This window comes from Bdellovibrionota bacterium, from assembly GCA_040386775.1.
Taxonomy (GTDB): Bacteria; Bdellovibrionota; Bdellovibrionia; order Bdellovibrionales; family JAEYZS01; genus JAEYZS01.
The window spans coordinates 16,584-35,428 of sequence record JAZKEU010000006.1; the positions used below are offsets into that span (position 1 = coordinate 16,584).

The following is an 18,845-nucleotide window of genomic DNA, read 5'->3' on the forward strand; positions in this document are numbered from 1 at the left end:
TTATATTTTCTATAATTCGAACCCATTTTGTATTGCTAGGCCTTAACCAAGTGTTGAGACGCGATAAAACGCTCCTCAATATTTTAGTACATGATATGGCGACTCCCCTCACCCTCATTTCGGAAAACATCGCAAGACTCAAAGAAAAACTAGATGGACAAAATTTTTCCGAAGTTGACCGTATTCTCAGATCCAGCAACAAACAAAAAGACCTACTCATGAGAGTACGCTCGTTCCACGCTGCCAATATGGGCAAGATCCGTATAGATCTCCTTCCCGTGAGTGCCTCTGAGCTGATTACTGAGTCCATTGCCCTGTTCGATGAGAAACCAATGGAAAAAGATGTTTCATTTAAATTGGAATTACCCAAAGAGGAGTTGTACTGTCTTACCGATCGTATAACGGCAATCAACAATGTTTTAGGAAATGTCATTGGCAATGCAATCAAGTTCTCAGAAGACAAATGCGTAATCTCGATTCGAGCCTTTAAAGAAAAACAATATATAGTAATAGAGATTGAAGATTCTGGTACAGGAATTTCAGATGAAACTCTTAAAAATCTCTTCGAAGAAAGCGAAATCACTTCCACCAAAGGAACCAAGGGCGAAGCCGGAACTGGTCTGGGCATGCTACAAATTAAAACTTTTATGGAGTTGTACAAAGGCTCAGTTAAAATTCATACTTCCGAAAAAGGAACAAGAGTTCAACTCTATTTCAGAAGTACAGAAATTTAATTATTTAGAATATTGATCAACTTGATTGCTAGAACACACTTAGAACGATTCATTTAAATACACCTCTGGATCAAAGGTTTAGTTTTTGAGTTCATCTATATATTAAATCGATCTTAATAAATATTTTATAATTCCTTAACATTTAGGTCCTGAGGCCGATAAGTCTATAGAACTTCTAATAATTTGTGAGAATAAAATTGAGTAGTGATGCAATTACCCTAAAAGAAAAAGACGAGCCAGCGTTAGAACTTAACGTATTGATCATCGCTCACAAGCAAAGTCAGCTTGCCTCTGCTGCTGCATTTTTGAGTCGCAGAGGTGTCCACTGCATAGTGAAATCAAATATTAAAGATGGCATTCAATATATCACTGCCCAGAAAGCCACTCTTGTATTTTTAAGTTGGAATCTGCCAAATTCAAATATCATCAAAACCCATCAACTTCTCATACAAAACTTCAAAGTGGAATGCGTTGTCTTTGCCGAAAAATCTGACGGAAAAACAGCTGCAGAATTAGCGGGATCTCGCATTCCCGAAGTGATGCAAGCTCCGGTGAGTGGACCTGGGCTCTACATGCGCATTCAGAAACTTATCAGAGCCAAAGATGAACAAGGTAAAATCGATAAACTCCCTGGCCCAAAAACAAACAACTCTCAAGATTCAAATCAAAATGATAAAATCGTTCTAAGAAGCTCTAGGAATGAAAACTCTAATGACGATACATTTGTGAATTTAGGATCCAATCACAACAAATCAGGACTTATTAATTTTCAATCACAAAATACAAAACATTCCGAAGAAGACCATGAATCTGGAAGTGACGACCCCAACGCAAATGATATCAGTGCATACATGGGTCAATTGACTGATGAATTGCCTGTGAATAATTCGACTCTACAAACTGAAAAAAAATCTTCGAGCCCGGCCATCTATACTCAAAAAGGCTTCAAAACAAACTCGATGAAATCTCAACAAGATGGTCTCAACGGAGAATCCCACTCGACCACTGAAAAAGGCCTTCAGCGTGGAGAAATGTACGAATCAGAAATCGAAGAAACTCAATCCGAAGAAAAAAAAGCACGCTCTCACAAGAAAGAAGCGGATTACGGCTCCGTAATGAACGTCGCTAAAAAACAAACTCCACCTAAAAGTTTTTGGAAAAATCAATACACTGAAACAAAGCCAACAGAATCTGCAATTCCGGATTACGAAAAAACAAAAGCAAAAGAAGCCTTGATCATTGACTTTAAACCGCGCTCTGGAAGTAAAAATTCAGAATCTCTCTTGGCCCAAAAAACTTTTGAAGCCATTGAAAAATCTGTACGCCCTGCTTACGAGGATTACGTTCCCGTTGAAGTTATTTCTAAAGCAAAAATATTTAATATCCACACTCCAAAATTCAAAGGGTACTTGATCTTTGTCGTTCCAATGTTCAATGAATTAGAAAGAAATGTGGTTGGCTCTATCAGAGCCAATTTAGAAAAGCTTTTAAAGGAACAAAATGAGCCTCTATTGTATTTTGAAGAGCTCAATGTTGACCTAGAGCAGACAGACTTCTTAGGTTGGGCGCAAGAGAATGCCGAATTCTTTGTACAAACAGTAGATCACAAAACAGAAATCATATGCGCATATTATCCTTACAATCCTGCCATGCCGAAAGTTGCAGAGATGAGCAACAAAATGGCAACAATCAATATTAAAGATTTAAAACAAGATACAAAAACAAGCTTTAATCTTTACATTCACCTTCCTAAAAACAATAAGTTTGTTTGTTATATGAAACCCGGCGATATTGTTACAGAAAAACATAAAATTAAATTCGAAAAACATAAGATGGACAACCTTCACATTAAGAAGGAAGAAGTCACATTGTTCAAAGAGTATTTTGTGACTAATAAACTTCAAGAAATCATTAAGAAAAGTCAGGAGAAAAGCCAAGAAAAAAGAACAGATAAAAAAGCTTCCTAACCCCTACTTTTGTCTCAAGTTTATACAGGCCATAAGCCGATATGTAAATGTTGGATAATTTCCAGCATGCCTTGGGAGGAACAATGTTAGTTTTTGCGAAGAAGCCAATTGTTAAAGCCGTGTCTTTTGTGCTTTTCACACTCTTACTTCTTTCTTATCAAAACTGCGCAAAACCTCTAGATGAAATCGGAATAAATTCTTCAATGTCTGGAATTGGAAGTTGCCAGATTTCCCCATCAAAAGCTCAAGTTGTTTTGAATGAAAATCAAGCTATTGCTTTTACATATTCTCCTGCTTCTCTTAAAATCAGAATAGTTGTGATGAATAATTCTTCAGGAGTTTTCACAGAACGTGTCTATTCTGTGAGCGGCGTTTTAGATGTGACTTACACAGATGCATCTCAAGCTGGCAATTACACAGTTCACGGTATTGTAGAAACTGAAGATGGTGCGACAGCGGGAACTTGCACGACCACTTTCCAAGTCAAGGGACCGCCTATAATAAGCGGACCGAATCCTCCGCAAACCACAACTTATGCTTGGTCAGCTGGAGTATGGGGAGCTTGTAGCGCAACTGCCTGTGGAACGAGCGGAACACAAATCAGAGCGGTGTCTTGTAAACTCAATGACACCAACGTAATGGCAGATTCGTATTGTGCTGGTGCCGGCACAAAACCTGCGACATCTCAATCTTGCTCTACACCATCTTGTGGCGGTGGTGGGCCTATTGGTGGTGATTGTAAAGCCGGTGGATTATGCCAGTAACAGTAAAATCCAACTGGCAATTATCTACAATAATTAGGTGCTCCCTTGTTGACTCTAAATAGGGGTTCGAATATTTATATTGGGACTGATGGAGCATCTAAAAATTATCTCGGGAAATTCGAACCCAGAACTTGCTCAGAAGATTGCTTCTGATATCTCAGTCAATTTATCACCCGCTATGCTAAAAAGATTCGCTGATGGAGAAATCCAAGTAGAGATTCATGACAATGTTCGTGGCGCAGATGTTTATATCATTCAAAGTACTTGCCCACCTTCCAACGAAAATTACATGGAACTTTTTATTATGATCGATGCTTTGAAAAGAGCATCAGCTGCAAGGATCACAGCGGTAATGCCATATTATGGTTATGCAAGACAAGATCGTAAGGTCGCTCCCCGCGCTCCTATTTCTGCAAAATTAATGGCCGATCTCCTCACAACTGCCGGTGCAAATCGTGTTGTGAGTGTGGATCTTCATGCTGGCCAGATCCAAGGTTTCTTTAATGTTCCTGTGGATCACTTGTTCTCTATTCCTTCGCTTGCAAGAGCATGGAGGGAACAATGGGGTTATGGCGAAGAGTTCGTGGTTGTCTCACCAGACGCTGGGGGGGTTGAGAGAGCGAGAGCTTTTGCAAAGCGTCTTGAGGCTCCAATTGCCATCATCGACAAGAGAAGAACGGGTCCCAACGAAGCTAAAGCTTACAATTTGATCGGTGATGTGAAAGGCAAGTTTGCTGTCATTATCGATGATATGATCGATACCGCTGGAACCCTAGTCCAAGCTGCTGAAACCATTATGAAAAATGGTGCTATAAGAGTGGCTGCTGTCGCCACTCACCCCGTTTTATCAGGTCCAGCCATTCAAAGAATCACGGACAGTGCTCTAGATTTCGTAGTTGTAACGGATTCTATTCCACTTAAAGAAGCCGCTAAACAGACTGGTAAATTCAAAGTTATCAGCGTTGCCCCAGTTATTGCTGAAGCAATAAAAAGAATTCACGGCAACGAATCTGTTAGTTCGCTTTTTATCTAACCCTAATCACTATTTATTTGAATTTTCCCCCGCTTCACGTTAATTCTTTTCCCTTATTAATTTTACATCGTATTTTTATTAACAATTACTCGATGATATCCTTCACCATTCGGTGAAGCGAAGAAAGTAGAGAGGAAAAACATATGTCACAACAAGAATTAGTGCTAGAAGTTGGTACAAGAAAAGCAGGCAAATCAGCTTGCAGAAAATTAAGAAAAAAAGAAAGCATCCCGGGGATCATTTACGGTGCTGGGAAAAAAAACGTTCCGTTGTTTGCTGAAGAGAAATGGGTAAGAAAGTATGCCTCTGGAGCATTTGAAAACTCGATCATCACTTTAAAATCAGCTGATAGCGCTTTAAACGGAACAAAAGTTCTTTTTAAAGAAGTTATCGTACAACCAGTAACTAGAAGACCTTTACATTTTGACTTCCTCGCTATCGATATGAACAAAGAAGTACGCGTACTTGTAGAATTAAGATTCGAAGGTAAAGCTGAAGGAACAAGAGCGGGTGGAACACTTCAACCGATCGTTCGTCAAATTGAAGTTGAATGCTTACCATCTAAAATTCCTGAGTACATCGCAATTGATGTCACTCCACTTCATATTGGCCAAGCACTTCACATTAAAGAAATCACATTACCAGACGGTGTAAGAGCAACTGCGGTTGAAGACATCGCACTTGTAACTGTGAATGTAATTAAAGAAGAAGAAATCGCTGCTCCAACGGCTGCTGCCGCTGCTCCGGCTGCTGGTGCTCCAGCTGCAGGTGCTGCTCCGGCTGCAGCTCCAGCGAAGAAAGACGATAAGAAGTAATCTTAAATGCATCTCATTGTTGGATTAGGGAATCCCGGTAGCAAGTACGAGTTCACTCGTCACAATATCGGGTTCCTTGTTATAGATAAATATCTTAGCAAAATCTCAACAACAGAGAAGTCAGAGCAGAAGTCCCTCACCTATAAAACTGAAGTTGGCGGACTTCCCGTTCTTCTCGTGAAACCACAAACATTTATGAATTTATCTGGAGAAGCCGTACGAGGCCTAATGGCTTTTTACAAAATTCCTCTAGAAAATTTATTAGTGCTTCATGATGACATTGATCAAAATTATATGAGCATCAAGTTCCAGCAGAATTCGAGTTCTGGAGGACAAAATGGCATCAATAGCATTCACCAACTCTTGGGAACTCAAAACTATACTCGTATGAAATTAGGAGTTGGACGTCCGATTCTACCAAAACAAAGTGTCGTAGATTGGGTTTTACAAAAGTTTGCACCGACGGAAGCGGAAATTTTAGATTCATGGCTTGATGAATGTTGTAATGCAATCAATACTTTTGTGACTCAAGGTTATGAAAAGGCCGCATCTCTACACAATATTAAAACTCCGCCCTTTGTTGAATTGTTAGAAAAAGGTGCGGATGTGAGTCATTTTCAAAAATTAAAAGAATTTTTAAAACCCGTTCGTAAAAAACCCGATCCCGCAAAGATGGAAGCGGCAATGAAAGAAAAAAAGAAGGAATAGTTTATGGCATTACAATGTGGAATCGTAGGTCTACCTAACGTCGGAAAAAGCACGCTCTTTAATGCGATCACTCAAGCCGGGGCCGAAAGTGCAAACTACCCGTTCTGCACCATCGATCCGAATGTAGGTGTTGTTGCCGTTCCAGATGATAGACTTCAAAAAATCGCAGACCTTGTGGGTCCTGAGACCATCATTCCCACTTCTACGGAATTTGTGGATATTGCAGGTTTAGTTGCGGGTGCCTCCAAAGGTGAAGGCCTCGGAAACCAATTCCTTGGTAACATCAGAATGACCGATGCCATTCTCCATGTGGTAAGATGTTTTGATGATTCCAACATCATTCACGTCTCGGGATCCATCGATCCAATTCGTGACATCGAAGTGATCAACACTGAACTTATGCTTGCTGATCTCGACGCCATTGAAAAGAAATTTACCAAACAAGAAAAGCTTGCCAAAACATCTCAAGACAAAAACGTAAAAGCGGAATTTGAAGTGATCAAAAAAGCCAAAGAAGTTTTATCTGCCGGAAAACCCGCGAGAGTTCTTCAATTGACCGACGACGAAAAACCATTCTTAAAAGGCTTACAACTTTTAACTTCAAAACCTGTTCTCTACGTTTGCAATGTGAATGAAGAAGATTTTGCTAAAGGCGGAAACCAGTGGGTGGAAGAAGTAAAGAAATACGCTGCCAGCGAAGGCAACAAAGCCACATTGATTTCAGCTGCCATTGAAGCAGAGATTTCCACTCTATCAAAAGAAGAACAAACAGAGTTCTTGGCTTCCTTAGGGGTAACTGAAAAAGGTATGGATAGATTAATTCATGAATCTTACAAACTTTTAGAACTCGCAACTTACTTTACTGCTGGAAAAAAAGAAGTGAGAGCTTGGACCATCAAAAAAGGGATGAAGGCTCCACAAGCGGCAGGCGTGATTCATACGGATTTTGAAAAAGGATTTATTAGGGCAGAGACCTATCACTGCGAGGATCTATTCAAATTAAAAACTGAAGCCGCAATCAAAGAAGCGGGCCTATACCGCTCTGAAGGTAAAGAATACCTCGTAAAAGATGGCGACGTAATGCTCTTTAGATTCAACGTTTAATTATTTATTGGAATAAACTTCCGCACGTGGCGGGCCTCGTGAACTGCGAAGGTTTGTATCTGAAGCCCTTCTGCACTTGAGCTAATTTTTGATTGGCTATTTTGGTGATTTTATTTATGTAAGCTTCTTCCGCCAATCTTTGCAGGGTGTGGGATTTGTATTTTAGGGCGATGTATATGGCGGTGAACACGGAAACTGCACTCGCATGCAACGTACTCAATTGTACAAAGCCACCTTCATAAATCATGGGCCCGGTAATACCCATGGCTCCCAAAAGACTGACGGCATTCCCTAAAATAAAAGTTGTATAGAACAGAATATCTTGAGCTTTTTGACTTCTCAATTTCATATCTTTTTCTACATTCGTCGCGCTTTCAACTAAAGCTGAACTTGCTGTATTCACCATATCAGAAGCACTTACTCCAGAAAAAGATGTTGCCGTACTCGAACCAATAGCAAAAAAAGCTTCCGAAAAGACTCTTCTTATGGGTGACATGATATTAAACTCATTGAATATATCTGTTTTGAGAATGTTGCCTAAAGTTTTATTGTAAGCAGCGGCTGTACCCACGAAGAGAGCCTTACCAATGGCTACTAAGGCTAATGATAAATTACTAACCCCTAATCCAATCATGACGGTATCTGGATCAGCATAAACTCCACCACTGTAAGAAATAGCGGCGGTCAACGCAGCAGATATCACGGCAATTTTAATATCTTTACTTGTTGGCTTTTCATATTGATTTTTAGTAATTTCCACGACTTCATTGGCTGTTTGCTGAGGTTGTGATATTTTTTTTAACATATATTTTGCTTTCCACGCCATACCTTGAATTTTACCTTGAGCTTGAGATACAGCTTGTTGCACGAGGATATCTTCTATCCATTGCGGGAATTGAAAAATAGCTACCTTTGTTTTTATATTTTTTTTAGCGTATTCTTCTTCTACTATTTTTTTTACTTCTTCAGCGTCTTCCAATCTAGCCTTAGTAGTCACGATGAACTCTACGTCGCCACCGTATTCCTGGAAAATTTCATACATTGTCCTTCTGATTTCCTTGCCTAACGTAGCACCTACTCTTCTTTCGATAAGCCCTTTCACCGTAATGAGCTTACCTTCTGCATCTCTATACTTCTGCTCAAAAACTAATTCTTTAATTTTTGGTTTAAAGTATGTCGGCACATCCACCGGAGCTTTTACAACTACCGCCTCAGTAGTTTGCTGTTGTAGCGGTGGGCCTTTGAATTTCTGACTGAGCTCAATTAAGGTTTGTACACCTGGCTGTGAATCTGAACGTGTACCATCTGCAGAATATGCAGGAGTGACTTGCATTGGTGAAGTTTGCACCAATGCAAAAATTAAAATTTGTAATAATAAAAATTGCTTCTTCATAACTCTCTTCGAACTCATGTTCTCTTTCTACGGGTATAATCCCATAGCTAGATAGAGCAATCGAAGGGCCGTGCTTATAGCAAAACTGTTAGGTCCCCTCACCTTCTCACATAAAATTATTACAAGAGCTCAGCCGCAATTTGTCCGAACAAAAATTAAAAAACTATTTTTCGACAAAGAAAATTAGAAGAGACGTATTTTGTCCATAATTCGGATTTATAGCCAGTATCCGGACGTCATCTCCTCCAGAATCGTTTAAAGGCCTAAAGAATCAGGCATCCTATGTGCTTATATAGGCTATGGGTACAAAGTTTATCTTACTAAGAGCTATGGCTCTTAGTGCTACCAGAGGAGTTTAAAATGTTAGCAAATTCAATCAAGTTTTTAGCAGTGGGCGCTTCACTTGCAGGTCTAGTGGCTTGCGGTAAAGGTGTGGGCGAAAAGAATAATCTCAAAATCGATGGAACTTATACGCAAGAAGATGTTTCCGTTCAGGGAAAAGACGTTAAGAGTTCGGAAGAGACCTCTAACTTAACGTTGATTTCTATTGATGATAATATCATGACCACTTATAAATTCAGCCAAGATAAAAAAGGCGTTGAAGTCAGCAAGAAAAGATTGATCGTAAAGGGCACAAAAGTTATCGGTACAGAAGATATCGAAAATTTATGTGTTGATCAAAGTGAATTGGGAGTCAAAGCAACAGATATTAAACTTAAAGTTTCAAGTGGCAATCTAACTCTAACTGAATCAGGAACTCAAGCTCAAGAAAAAGGTGCTAATGTTCTTCTAAATACAGATTTGAAAGCCATCAAAAAAGACGAATTCAATTCACTTCTAGAACTAGCTAAAACTACAGATAGAGTATGCTTAGATTCAAGCGGTAATATTGATGTAGAAAAATCTGCGGCTTTAAAAGGTAAAAAAGGTATTGATTCTGCAGAAGCCGAAAAATTAGCCGAAGCTGACGCTGAGAAAGAAGCAAAGGCTGCTCTAGAAGCAGAGGCCGCAGCTGCTGAAGCCGCTCTAAAAGCTGAGGAAGAGAAAAAAACAGAAGAGGGGGATGAAATCTCTGATGAAACCAAAGCTAACATTGCAACTGTATCAAGTGCTGTTACCACAGTAGGAAAAGCAGTAGGAAAAGCATTAAAAGATACAACAAATCTATCGACATCAGCTACTGCTGCAATTCCAGCAACTACTAGCGTAGAAATTTCTCAATAATAATTAAAAGTTTAAAGATAGCGCCGAGAATTCTTGGCGCTATTTAGTCTTAGGATCGAAAGCGTCTCTTAGACCGTCTCCGAATAAATTAAAAGCTAACATCGTTAAAAAGATCGCAATCCCCGGTGAAATAATCAAATGCGGGAATGTTCTCAAAGATCTCCAACCTTCATTCGCAAGTACGCCCCAGCTGCTGTAAGGTGGTTGAAGTCCTAATCCAATAAAGCTTAAGAACGATTCAAACATCACGTTTGCAGGAATCTGGAATGTTAAAGTCACAATGATTGGACCTAAAATATTTGGAAGTATATGTCTCATCACGATGGAAGGACTGCTAATTCCTAGAGATCTTGCCGCCTCGATGTATTGCATTTGTTTGGCCTGAAGAACCTGCCCTCTTACAATCCTTGCCATGCCCATCCAACCGTAGATGGATAGAGCTCCAAAGATGGAGAACAACGCTCTTAATTCTGGATCCTTAAATGTCTCTAAAGATTCGATTGTCACCTTCGCTAAAACTAAAAGTACTAATGCCGGGATAGAATAAAGAATATCCACCAATCTCATCATTAGTGAATCAATCTTGCCGCCGAACCATCCAGAAAATGCTCCATAAACAGTTCCCATAAGAAGCGATACCACCGCCGTGAAAATACCAACTGCTATCGAAATTCTAGATCCAAAAATAAGTCTCGAAAAAATATCTCTCCCGAGGGAATCCGTACCTAGCCAGTTTTGAGCGTTTGGAGATAAAAGAATTCTTTCTACATTTTGCACATCGAAAGCATAGGGAGCAAGAAACTGCGCAAACATCGCAACACCAATAACAAAAAGAATAAAGTAAGCAGATATGACTGCCGCCTTATTTTTCTTGAGTCTTTTGTAGCTCTCATCCCAAAGACTGTTGTGTCTTGGAGACGCAGCTGTTGTTGCGCTCGGTACTGATGTTATCATTGTTTGTGTCTTAATCTCTATCCTTGTTCCCATTTTTCCCTCTCAGTGGCTTTTTATCAAGCCTTTACGCGAAACTTCACCTGTTTTATCAGATCAAGCTGCAAGCTTGATCCTTGGATCCACAATCGCGTAGAAAATATCTACAAGTAAGTTCGAAACTACGAGAAGTACGCTGAATAAAAGTGCAACACCCAAAACCAGCGGGTAATCTCTATTCGTCACGCTCAAAATCAAATGTCTTCCCATTCCTGGAACTGCAAAAATGATTTCAATAATGAATGCTCCAGAAATAATGTCCGCAATCAATGGACCAGAGTAAGTTAATACCGGAATCAGTGAGTTTCTTAAAACGTGTTTAAATAATACAACTCTTTCCGCTAAGCCCTTGGCTCTTGCCGTTCTAACAAAGTCTGATCTAATCACATCCAGAACGCTTGAACGAGTTAGACGCGCAATAATTGCGGCCGGTCTTATTCCCAAAGTCACTACCGGAAGAATATAATAAAGCGGTCCTTCCCACAATGCTGGCGGAAGAATTTGAAATTGGAATGAAAATATCAAGATAAAGAGTGAGGCCACCAAGAAACTTGGTAACGTCACCCCACCCATCGCAAGAAACATCGAACCTGTATCCACCCAAGTATTGTGTTTCGAGGCGGCAATCACTCCCAACGGAATTCCGATCAAGTAACTCAAGATCAAAGCATATACGCCCAACTGCAATGACACCGGAAACGTATCCGAGATGATCGAGGAAACGGGTCTACCTAGATATTTATATGACTCACCCAAGTCCCCTTTTAAAAGGTTTCCTAAGTAATGAGTATATTGTTCCAGAAGAGGTGCATCGAGTTTGTATTTTGCTGCGATATTGGCCATCACTTCAGCCGGCAATGCTCTCTCTGAGTCAAAGGGCCCACCCGGCATTAATCTCAATAATAAAAACACCAAGGTCACGATCACGAGTAATGTCACTCCCGCTTCCATAAATCTTTTGATCAAATACGGAAGAAGATGTTGCTTGATCACCAAGAAAATCATACCCGCAAACAATAAAGCGCCAATGGTAGACCATAGGATCGTCGTTAACATTCCGTCAACGCCGATCACACTCACCACAAAACCCGTTGCGAGTAAAATTCCCATGACAATCTTATAGATGTCTAGAATATGGTTTTTAGAAAAAGCTGAAAATTTATCGCCCATTATTTTACCATTACACTTTTATAATCTTTTTCGTCGAGTGGGTTTAATTTAAATCCGCTAACACGACTGTTAATCAAATATTGTCTAATGCTGTAGTAAAGAGGAACTGCGGCAACATCTTCTTCTAAGACAAGTTTTTGCGCCTCTTTGTAATATTCTTTTCTCTTATCGGAGTTCAATTCAGAAACACCTTTGGCGATTAGGCTGTCATACTTTTCATTCTTCCAACCTGTGTGGTTGTTTGCTGAAGTACTTGTTAAAAGATTTAAGAAATTATCTGGATCTGGGTAATCTGCAACCCAACCCATTCTGAAAATGCTGTAACCTTTTTTGCTCTTAAGCTTTGAAAGATACACTTTCCATTCTTCGTTTAGGATTTCGATATTGATCCCAAGATTACGCTTGAGTTGCGCTTGAACGTTCTCTGCCACCTTCTTGTGGTTTTCATTGGTGTTAAAAGTAATCGTAATTTTAGGAACTTTAGTTGCGTCAGCATAGCCGGCTTTAGCCATATGTTCTTTTGCTTTTGCTGGATCAAATTTGATTCCCATTTCTTCTTCGTGGCCCATCATTCCTTTTGGCACCCATGAAGTTGCGGTCACGTCATCTTGACCCAATACTTTTGTGATTTCTTTTTTATCAATGGCCATTGCAACTGCTTTTCTAAAATCTAAATTATCGAAAGGTTTTTGCTTGGTATTGAAACCATAGTAATAAACGATAAGACCGTTTTGTTTTTGGTATTCTGGACGTTGCTTAAGAACGCTCACATCATTTGATGGAAGCTCCGGAATCACATCGATCTCACCTGCATCAAAGGCATTGATTGCAGAAGACTGCTCTGTGATCATTCTTCCCAATACATATTTCGTTTTTGCCTTTTCTCCAAAGTAAGCATCGTTTCTCTCTAAAAGAATGGCTTCGTCATGTTCCCACTTCATGAGCTTGTAGGCTCCCAATGTCACCATGTTTCCAGCTTCTGTCCACTTGTCTCCGTGTTTTTCGATCAAATCTTTTCTTACTGGATAAGTTGAGTGATGCACGAGAAGAGAAGGGAAAAAACTCATCGGAGATTCCAATTGAACTTCTATTTTGTGTTTCCCCACCGTTTTGATTCCAACTTGGGAGAAGTCTTTGATTTTTCCTTCGTTGTAGGCTTTTGCGTTTTTTACGTTATAAAGGAAGTAAGAATATTCTGCGGCAGTTTTAGGATTTAAAAGTCTTTCCCAACCATCTACAACTTGTTGAGCATCGAATTCTACACCGTCAGTCCACTTTACATCTGTTCTTAATTCGAAGGTCCATTTTTGTACGGCTTTATCCGATTCCCATTTTGTTGCTAGTGCAGGCAATGCTTTTAACTCAGGATCAGCCAAGTCGAATTGAACCAAACCTTCCATGATGTTGCCTTGAACCTCTGAAGAAGTCGTGTCTGTAGATTTATTCCAATCCAATGAAGGCGGCTCTGTTTGTAAATTTACTATGAGAGTTTCAGATTTTTTTACACCAAATTTTAGTGTTTTATCTGATGATGTTTTTGTACAGCTCGTTGTGAAAATTAAAGCCGTTAAGCTCAATGTGTAGAAACTTGATTTCAGTAGTAAATTCATTCTGATTCCCCCTTGAATAATTTCTTAAAAAGTCTTCTCTGACGTCGCCAAAGTGTCAAAACTTTAAGTCGTATTTATTTAGCCTATAACCTAATGAGTCAAGAGCCTTAGAGTCAAGAATGACATCACTCTAAAGGTGCAGTGTCATAGTGACCCTTAAAACCAATGCCCGATATGGCTAAATAGAATATAGGCAAAGTCTATGCCTGATAGATTTTGGACAAAGTGACGCTGTTTATCTGAGATAGATTTTATATCCTAGAATCAGATACTTATTCTTAGAAAAGCCCGAAGTAGTATTTAAAGTGCAAAAAAGCTGCAAGGTTCTGGAATTTTTGATCCTGATTCATCCCTGTTTCGCTCTTTTCAATGGTTCCATATTCACCCAAAAGAGTGAATCCCAACTCCGCCGTATCAAAACTTGAAGAGTATTCAACGTAAGCACTGATTGTCTTAAAACTTTGTTTAGATTCCGTCGTAAAAGTACCTTGAGATTTGTGATTCACTTTCATGAAGTTATAATCCACTCCGAAAGTCAGCGGTGCAGCTCTATACATAAATCCAACACCAGGTCCATAAAATGTTGCTTCTTGGGTCTGAGTTGAATCATTTGAAGTATTGTCCATCACACTGAACTTGTAATTTGCCGTGATCAGGAGATTACTCGCTTCTCCATTGTAGATAGAGTATCCATAGAGACCGCGCAAAGCAATTCCTGAATATTCTGCGTCGGTTGGATTTTTAATGATTGCAAATCCGTAACCCATTTGTGCCTCAAACATACTGCTGATATCACTAGATTGCGCTCTCGATTCTAAACTCAAAAAAAGAATAACGAAAAGACTTAGTAATTTCATTCGCCACCAACAACAACTATATCCGTAACACTGCCAGTGTATGCATTTCTAATGAATGAGCTTGTCGTTACAACTTGTCCTGAAGTACTGATTCTCTCGATAGTGTCCGTTCCATCACTGGCAACTAAGATAGTTCCATCTGGCATCTCCGCCATTGCAGTAGGTGTTGAGATGATTGATAGGTTAGTATTCCAAACAACTGCCGCAGCTCCAGTTACAGCACCAGTGAATCTCAATACTCTACTGTTTGCTGTAAGATTGGTTGCAACGTATGTGTTGCCATCCGAGTGGGTCAACATCGCTACAGGATCAAAAGCTCCCGAACCATTATTTATCGAAACACAAGTCGCTGTTGTACCAGAGATATTGTACACGTTCACTATGTCATTTCCGGTATTTGTTACCGCAAGATTTCCATTAGATAAAATTGCTAATTTTCTTGGAGTATTGAGCGTACACGTGGCCAATCCTGTCGTTGTTGTATTTATGTAAGGAGTTGCACTAGAATTATATCGAACTCCGTTTTTATCAAAACGCTCAATAGTATTTCCTTCGATAACAAAAAAACTTCCATCTGGAGCTTTTTCCACATCAAAGATCACTCCATTAAAGTTTGTATCCGATGCAAATAATGATCTTTCTCCGAACACATTCACTTTATCAAGGCGATCTACGCTTTCTAAAGAAACTACAAAGTTAAAAATATCTAATATAGCTATACCGCGAATTGGAGCACCGATGTTTGTGTAATCTACAACAACACCCAGAAAGCTTCCATTCTCATCATACATTGTGACTGTGTAAGAAACTGGCGCTGTCGTATTGGAATTTACTACCAATATCTTATAACCATTCAAACCTAAGGCCGCGTGATTGAATCCTGGATTTTTAGCACAAGAAATCACAATTACCGTTATACAAAACACCAAACCCAAAGTTGTAAATTTATTTAATCCCATATTAAGATTTTCGGATATGTTTAGGATTTGTTAAGACCTGGTTAAGCCAAGATTAAGAAATAGTTAATTCCTAGACTAGTCTTTAATCTTCAGTTTTATTACCTAAAGAGGTTCCCAAGTTTCCTTCGTAGGAATTGGGCCATTGAGAGTGACATTGGCTGGTTGAGCCAGCCATTGAATAGATTTCTTTTTGATTTCTTCGGGATAATATACCGACCCATAAACATAATAACTTCTTAAAACTTTTTTCGCATAACCACGAGTTTGGCTGTAAGGAATATGCTCGATAAATTCATCTAGAGGAAGATTTCCAAAGTTTTTTACCCACGCGTGAACTCTGTGTGGGCCAGCATTGTATCCTGCGGCGACCAGCGGTAAATGGCCATCAAACATTTTTGATAACCGCTGAAGGTATTTTGCCCCTACCCTCACATTGACGTCTGGATCAAACAACTGTGAAGTTTTAAAAGCATCCATCTCCATCATCTCTGCCATTTTAGAAGCGGTAAGAGGCATCACTTGCATAAGTCCCATTGCTCCCACACTGGATTTCACCTGGGGCCTAAAGAAGCTTTCTGTTCTCATGATTCCCCAAATAAGAGATTCAGAGATTCCAAACTGTTCTGCGGACTTTGTCACAAATTTTTCGTAAGCTTGCGGAAAGGCTTTTTTCCAACCAGGATTTGATGCATTTAAGCCTTTTCTTCTTTCATTTTCATAATAAACTTCTGCAATATAGGCAGATCTTGAGAATGTATTTCCGATTTCATACTTCTCAATTAGAGTTTGGAGGTAAGTTTTATTTCTCGTTCTGGCCTCTAGGAATTGCAATTCCTTGTTCGACCATTCATCAAAACCCAAAGCTCGTAGAGTTTCTGCCCTCTGGAAAATCGCAAGAAGCCTTGGATCTTTTAGAGTTGAAAAAATATTATCGCCCTCTTCGGTAGCTTCGACGGGAGCTTCCGGCGGAGCTTCTACAACTGTATCGCTTTCTTCTTCTTTTTCTTCCGTAGTTTCGGAGGTCTCTTCTCCATCTTCTGCTGATTCAGAGATGCCTTCTTCTTTCACGTCAGCTAAAATCTCTTCATCCGTCTCAAGCGAAGGAGTTTGTGATCCTATAGCCGGAGAACCCGCAAGCAAAGTCGGTGATATCAGAGAGAGTGGAGATAAATTCACTGGCTGAATCTTTTTGTCCGAACTGGCCATCTTTCTACTTAGATCAAGTGGTTGAAGATTTGCCAACCTCGCCTTTGCCGCCAAAGCGTAATAGCTCACGGATGGATCTTCTGCAATTTTCTCTAGAGCTTTTCTTGCCACTGCAACTTGGCCCATTTTTAATAAGCATATATTTTTCCAGTAAGTGATTCTAGCTGTATCAAAAGCTAAATTTCTCATTTTGCGTGAGAATCTTTGTTTTGAAAATTGATCCAGCATTACGTAGGCACCTTTGTAATCACCTTTTAAGTATTTAACCCAAGCGATGTACCAAGAAGCAGCCGCACCGTTTTTCCCACCGTATTTTTTTCTGTACGTATCAAATCGGGCAAGCGCACCATCATAGTCTTGACTCAGGTAACTGACGAAAGCTGCTTGAAAGAGAGCTTCTCTTCCCACGGAGGATTTAGGTTTCATTTGATGAGCCTTGAGATACGCAGAGATCGCAAGGGCGCTGTCATTCTTGCGGGCCGCAGCCTTTGCTAAAAGCATCAGGTACGCGATATCGCCTTTTCTCTCCTCATGGTATGGAAGAAGGATTTTGAGCGCCTCGTCCACATCTCCATCGTCGGTCAAAAATCTTGCGTAGATCACATCTACATAATATTTTGTGAGGTCATTTGTTTTTTCGTAAAGAGATCTGATTTCTTTTTTTGCTCTCTCCGAATCACCAGCATACTGAAGATTTCTGATTCTTTGCTTTTGTTCATTGAGCGATGCCAAGCAGCCTGGCTTCAAACCATCTACGGTTGCATTTTTAAGATCAAGCCCCCACTCTATAGTCAGCTCGTGAGCTGGGTACTTTGCATAGAGCTTTCTGACGTGCTTACACGCTTGAAAGATATTTTTTTGTTGGATATTTACTTTTGCTAAATTCCAAAGAACGAAGGGATATTTTTCGGTATTTCTAACTTTCCTCTCTAGCAGTCTGAAGTGTTGGTCTGCTGCACGATAATTTTTTTGCTCAACGGCGATTTCACCCATTCTAAAGAGCGCGCTGTATTGCCTAGGGGAAGTTTGCTTTGAAGACGAAACAAGATTGAACTCTTTATAAGCCTCAGAGAATTTTTGCTGCTTAGAATACGAAAGCCCAATGAAATAATGTGCGTAATCTTCGAGTAAGAAATTATTTGCCTTAACACTATTGAGAAGATTTGCGATGGCGTCGTCATACTTACCTTGGTGGTAACTGAGAACACCTTGAGTGAAAAGAAGGATCTGTGCTTTATCATCACCTGCAGGTTGTTTTTTATTATTCTGGATGTTTTTGAGTGCGAACGTGAGAGATTCTTTAGATCCGAGTTCCGTATCATCCCAATCACGACTTGCAAGCGTGTTACTGCTCACTAAAAAAATAATAGCGCCGATTATTGCTAATGGCGTTAACTTTATTCCCCTCATTACCCCTAAATCCCTCTTTAAATTAAACCATGATGTAGATCAGTAGCGTATTATTTTTCGGTCGATTGTCAATTATGCTTCAATATATTGTGAGACACATAAAAATGTTTATGGACTCTGACCTATCTCTAAGGATAACTCAAGGTTATGGCAAAAACGACGTCAAAAAGTAAATCCAGAGTATTTTCGTATGTCAAAGCTGTGGGGCGCAAAGTCCAAAGTGGCAAGGTCGTTGTAATGACTGCGGAGAATGGAATTCGCTTCAAGAAGAGACTGTTGTAAAGCAGGACGATCGTAGAGGTTGGACTATTACTGATAACGATGGACCTACATCCATAGAAGCAAAACGGTTAATCGAAAAAAATATTTCTACCGAAGATTCTGCCAATAGAATGAGCACGAAAATATCAGAATTAGAATCTTAATGAACAGGTTTCTTTTTTTTGAATAGATAAACTACACTGACGAGAACCACAAGTCCTGCTACTGCCAGGAGTAAAAGCTGTGAATGCATTTCGTTTCTTGTATATTCGATGGCTTTCACTTCGGCTTGAGGAAGAGTTTTTAATTTTTGAATGATCTCTTCTGCATACTCTGTTCCTTTTTCAGGAACACTCAAAAGTACAACCCGCTTACCATTTTCATCCATGAAGATGATATTGTGTTTATTGCCAATTTTTCTTTTGATGAGTTCGATAGAATTGAGATCTTTAACTTCGTGAGTTTTCTTGTTGATAAAGAAAATTCTATCCTGCGTTCTCACGCAAGTGATACTGGTTACATCCTTCGCTTCACAGTTGAGATGCTCTTTCATACGAGCAATGAACATGAATATTAGAAAAAGACCTACAAAAAAGAAACTTCCAAATCTTTGCATTTTAGAATTTCTCTCCCTGTCCCA

The 18,845-nt window shown here is 39.6% G+C and carries 16 protein-coding genes; 8 read left to right on the forward strand and 8 right to left on the reverse strand.

Annotated features, from left to right (window positions below; genetic code table 11):
* The 7 genes from V4596_01980 to ychF form a co-directional block, all read left to right on the forward strand.
* Positions 1-734: HAMP domain-containing sensor histidine kinase (locus V4596_01980; GenBank protein MES2767888.1), on the forward strand; the 734-nt coding region annotated here is incomplete at its 5' end.
* A 185-nt stretch (positions 735-919) separates the two neighbouring features.
* On the forward strand, positions 920-2,701 hold the full coding sequence (locus tag V4596_01985) for a hypothetical protein (protein ID MES2767889.1): 1,782 nt from the start codon (positions 920-922) through the stop codon (positions 2,699-2,701).
* A gap of 83 nt (positions 2,702-2,784) precedes the next feature.
* Positions 2,785-3,465 carry a thrombospondin type-1 domain-containing protein gene (locus tag V4596_01990; GenBank protein MES2767890.1) on the forward strand — a complete coding sequence of 227 codons (681 nt, stop codon included), beginning with the start codon at positions 2,785-2,787 and terminating at the stop codon, positions 3,463-3,465.
* Positions 3,466-3,553: 88 nt separating this feature from the next.
* On the forward strand, positions 3,554-4,498 hold the full coding sequence (locus V4596_01995; GenBank protein MES2767891.1) for a ribose-phosphate pyrophosphokinase: 945 nt from the start codon (positions 3,554-3,556) through the stop codon (positions 4,496-4,498).
* 143 nt (positions 4,499-4,641) lie between these two features.
* The gene (locus tag V4596_02000; GenBank protein ID MES2767892.1) at positions 4,642-5,313 is read left to right on the forward strand and encodes a 50S ribosomal protein L25; all 672 of its coding nucleotides are present in this window, start codon (positions 4,642-4,644) and stop codon (positions 5,311-5,313) included.
* A 6-nt stretch (positions 5,314-5,319) separates the two neighbouring features.
* On the forward strand, positions 5,320-6,021 hold the full coding sequence (gene pth, locus V4596_02005) for an aminoacyl-tRNA hydrolase (GenBank protein ID MES2767893.1): 702 nt from the start codon (positions 5,320-5,322) through the stop codon (positions 6,019-6,021).
* Positions 6,022-6,024: 3 nt separating this feature from the next.
* On the forward strand, positions 6,025-7,125 hold the full coding sequence (gene ychF / locus V4596_02010) for a redox-regulated ATPase YchF (protein MES2767894.1): 1,101 nt from the start codon (positions 6,025-6,027) through the stop codon (positions 7,123-7,125).
* A 4-nt stretch (positions 7,126-7,129) separates the two neighbouring features.
* Here the strand turns inward: ychF and V4596_02015 are convergent, their stop codons facing one another.
* Positions 7,130-8,518 carry a hypothetical protein gene (locus V4596_02015; protein ID MES2767895.1) on the reverse strand — a complete coding sequence of 463 codons (1,389 nt, stop codon included), beginning with the start codon at positions 8,516-8,518 and terminating at the stop codon, positions 7,130-7,132.
* Between the two features lie 360 nt (positions 8,519-8,878).
* On the opposite strand from V4596_02015, the gene V4596_02020 reads away from it, so the two are divergent.
* On the forward strand, positions 8,879-9,742 hold the full coding sequence (locus tag V4596_02020; GenBank protein ID MES2767896.1) for a hypothetical protein: 864 nt from the start codon (positions 8,879-8,881) through the stop codon (positions 9,740-9,742).
* A gap of 39 nt (positions 9,743-9,781) precedes the next feature.
* Here V4596_02020 and V4596_02025 read toward each other — a convergent pair whose 3' ends face one another.
* The 7 genes from V4596_02025 to V4596_02055 form a co-directional block, all read right to left on the reverse strand.
* Positions 9,782-10,696, reverse strand: coding sequence for an ABC transporter permease (locus tag V4596_02025; GenBank protein MES2767897.1), 915 nt, complete (start codon positions 10,694-10,696; stop codon positions 9,782-9,784).
* Positions 10,697-10,789: 93 nt separating this feature from the next.
* Positions 10,790-11,902, reverse strand: a complete 1,113-nt coding sequence (locus V4596_02030) for an ABC transporter permease (GenBank protein ID MES2767898.1) — start codon at positions 11,900-11,902, stop codon at positions 10,790-10,792.
* Positions 11,902-13,512 (reverse strand): peptide ABC transporter substrate-binding protein, encoded by a 1,611-nt coding sequence (locus V4596_02035; protein ID MES2767899.1) that lies wholly within the window; start codon positions 13,510-13,512, stop codon positions 11,902-11,904. The genes V4596_02030 and V4596_02035 overlap by 1 nt, the downstream gene beginning before the upstream one ends.
* Before the next feature lie 278 nt (positions 13,513-13,790).
* The gene (locus V4596_02040; protein MES2767900.1) at positions 13,791-14,369 is read right to left on the reverse strand and encodes a hypothetical protein; all 579 of its coding nucleotides are present in this window, start codon (positions 14,367-14,369) and stop codon (positions 13,791-13,793) included.
* Positions 14,366-15,328: a hypothetical protein gene (locus V4596_02045; protein MES2767901.1), complete on the reverse strand. Its 963-nt coding sequence runs from the start codon at positions 15,326-15,328 to the stop codon at positions 14,366-14,368. The genes V4596_02040 and V4596_02045 overlap by 4 nt, the downstream gene beginning before the upstream one ends.
* A 102-nt stretch (positions 15,329-15,430) precedes the next feature.
* Positions 15,431-17,944: a transglycosylase SLT domain-containing protein gene (locus V4596_02050; protein MES2767902.1), complete on the reverse strand. Its 2,514-nt coding sequence runs from the start codon at positions 17,942-17,944 to the stop codon at positions 15,431-15,433.
* Between the two features lie 421 nt (positions 17,945-18,365).
* Complete coding sequence (locus tag V4596_02055; GenBank protein ID MES2767903.1) at positions 18,366-18,821, reverse strand: hypothetical protein; 456 nt, start codon at positions 18,819-18,821, stop codon at positions 18,366-18,368.
* Positions 18,822-18,845 lie beyond the last annotated feature (24 nt).

Coding starts and splice junctions, on each gene's coding strand:
- V4596_01990 (MES2767890.1), top strand. CDS start 2,785: ATGTTAGTTTTTGCGAAGAAGCCAATTGTTAAAGCCGTGTCTTTTGTG.
- V4596_01995 (MES2767891.1), top strand. CDS start 3,554: ATGGAGCATCTAAAAATTATCTCGGGAAATTCGAACCCAGAACTTGCT.
- V4596_02000 (MES2767892.1), top strand. CDS start 4,642: ATGTCACAACAAGAATTAGTGCTAGAAGTTGGTACAAGAAAAGCAGGC.
- pth (MES2767893.1), top strand. CDS start 5,320: ATGCATCTCATTGTTGGATTAGGGAATCCCGGTAGCAAGTACGAGTTC.
- ychF (MES2767894.1), top strand. CDS start 6,025: ATGGCATTACAATGTGGAATCGTAGGTCTACCTAACGTCGGAAAAAGC.
- V4596_02015 (MES2767895.1), bottom strand. CDS start 8,518: ATGAAGAAGCAATTTTTATTATTACAAATTTTAATTTTTGCATTGGTG.
- V4596_02020 (MES2767896.1), top strand. CDS start 8,879: ATGTTAGCAAATTCAATCAAGTTTTTAGCAGTGGGCGCTTCACTTGCA.
- V4596_02025 (MES2767897.1), bottom strand. CDS start 10,696: ATGATAACATCAGTACCGAGCGCAACAACAGCTGCGTCTCCAAGACAC.
- V4596_02030 (MES2767898.1), bottom strand. CDS start 11,902: ATGGGCGATAAATTTTCAGCTTTTTCTAAAAACCATATTCTAGACATC.
- V4596_02035 (MES2767899.1), bottom strand. CDS start 13,512: ATGAATTTACTACTGAAATCAAGTTTCTACACATTGAGCTTAACGGCT.
- V4596_02040 (MES2767900.1), bottom strand. CDS start 14,369: ATGAAATTACTAAGTCTTTTCGTTATTCTTTTTTTGAGTTTAGAATCG.
- V4596_02045 (MES2767901.1), bottom strand. CDS start 15,328: ATGGGATTAAATAAATTTACAACTTTGGGTTTGGTGTTTTGTATAACG.
- V4596_02050 (MES2767902.1), bottom strand. CDS start 17,944: ATGAGGGGAATAAAGTTAACGCCATTAGCAATAATCGGCGCTATTATT.
- V4596_02055 (MES2767903.1), bottom strand. CDS start 18,821: ATGCAAAGATTTGGAAGTTTCTTTTTTGTAGGTCTTTTTCTAATATTC.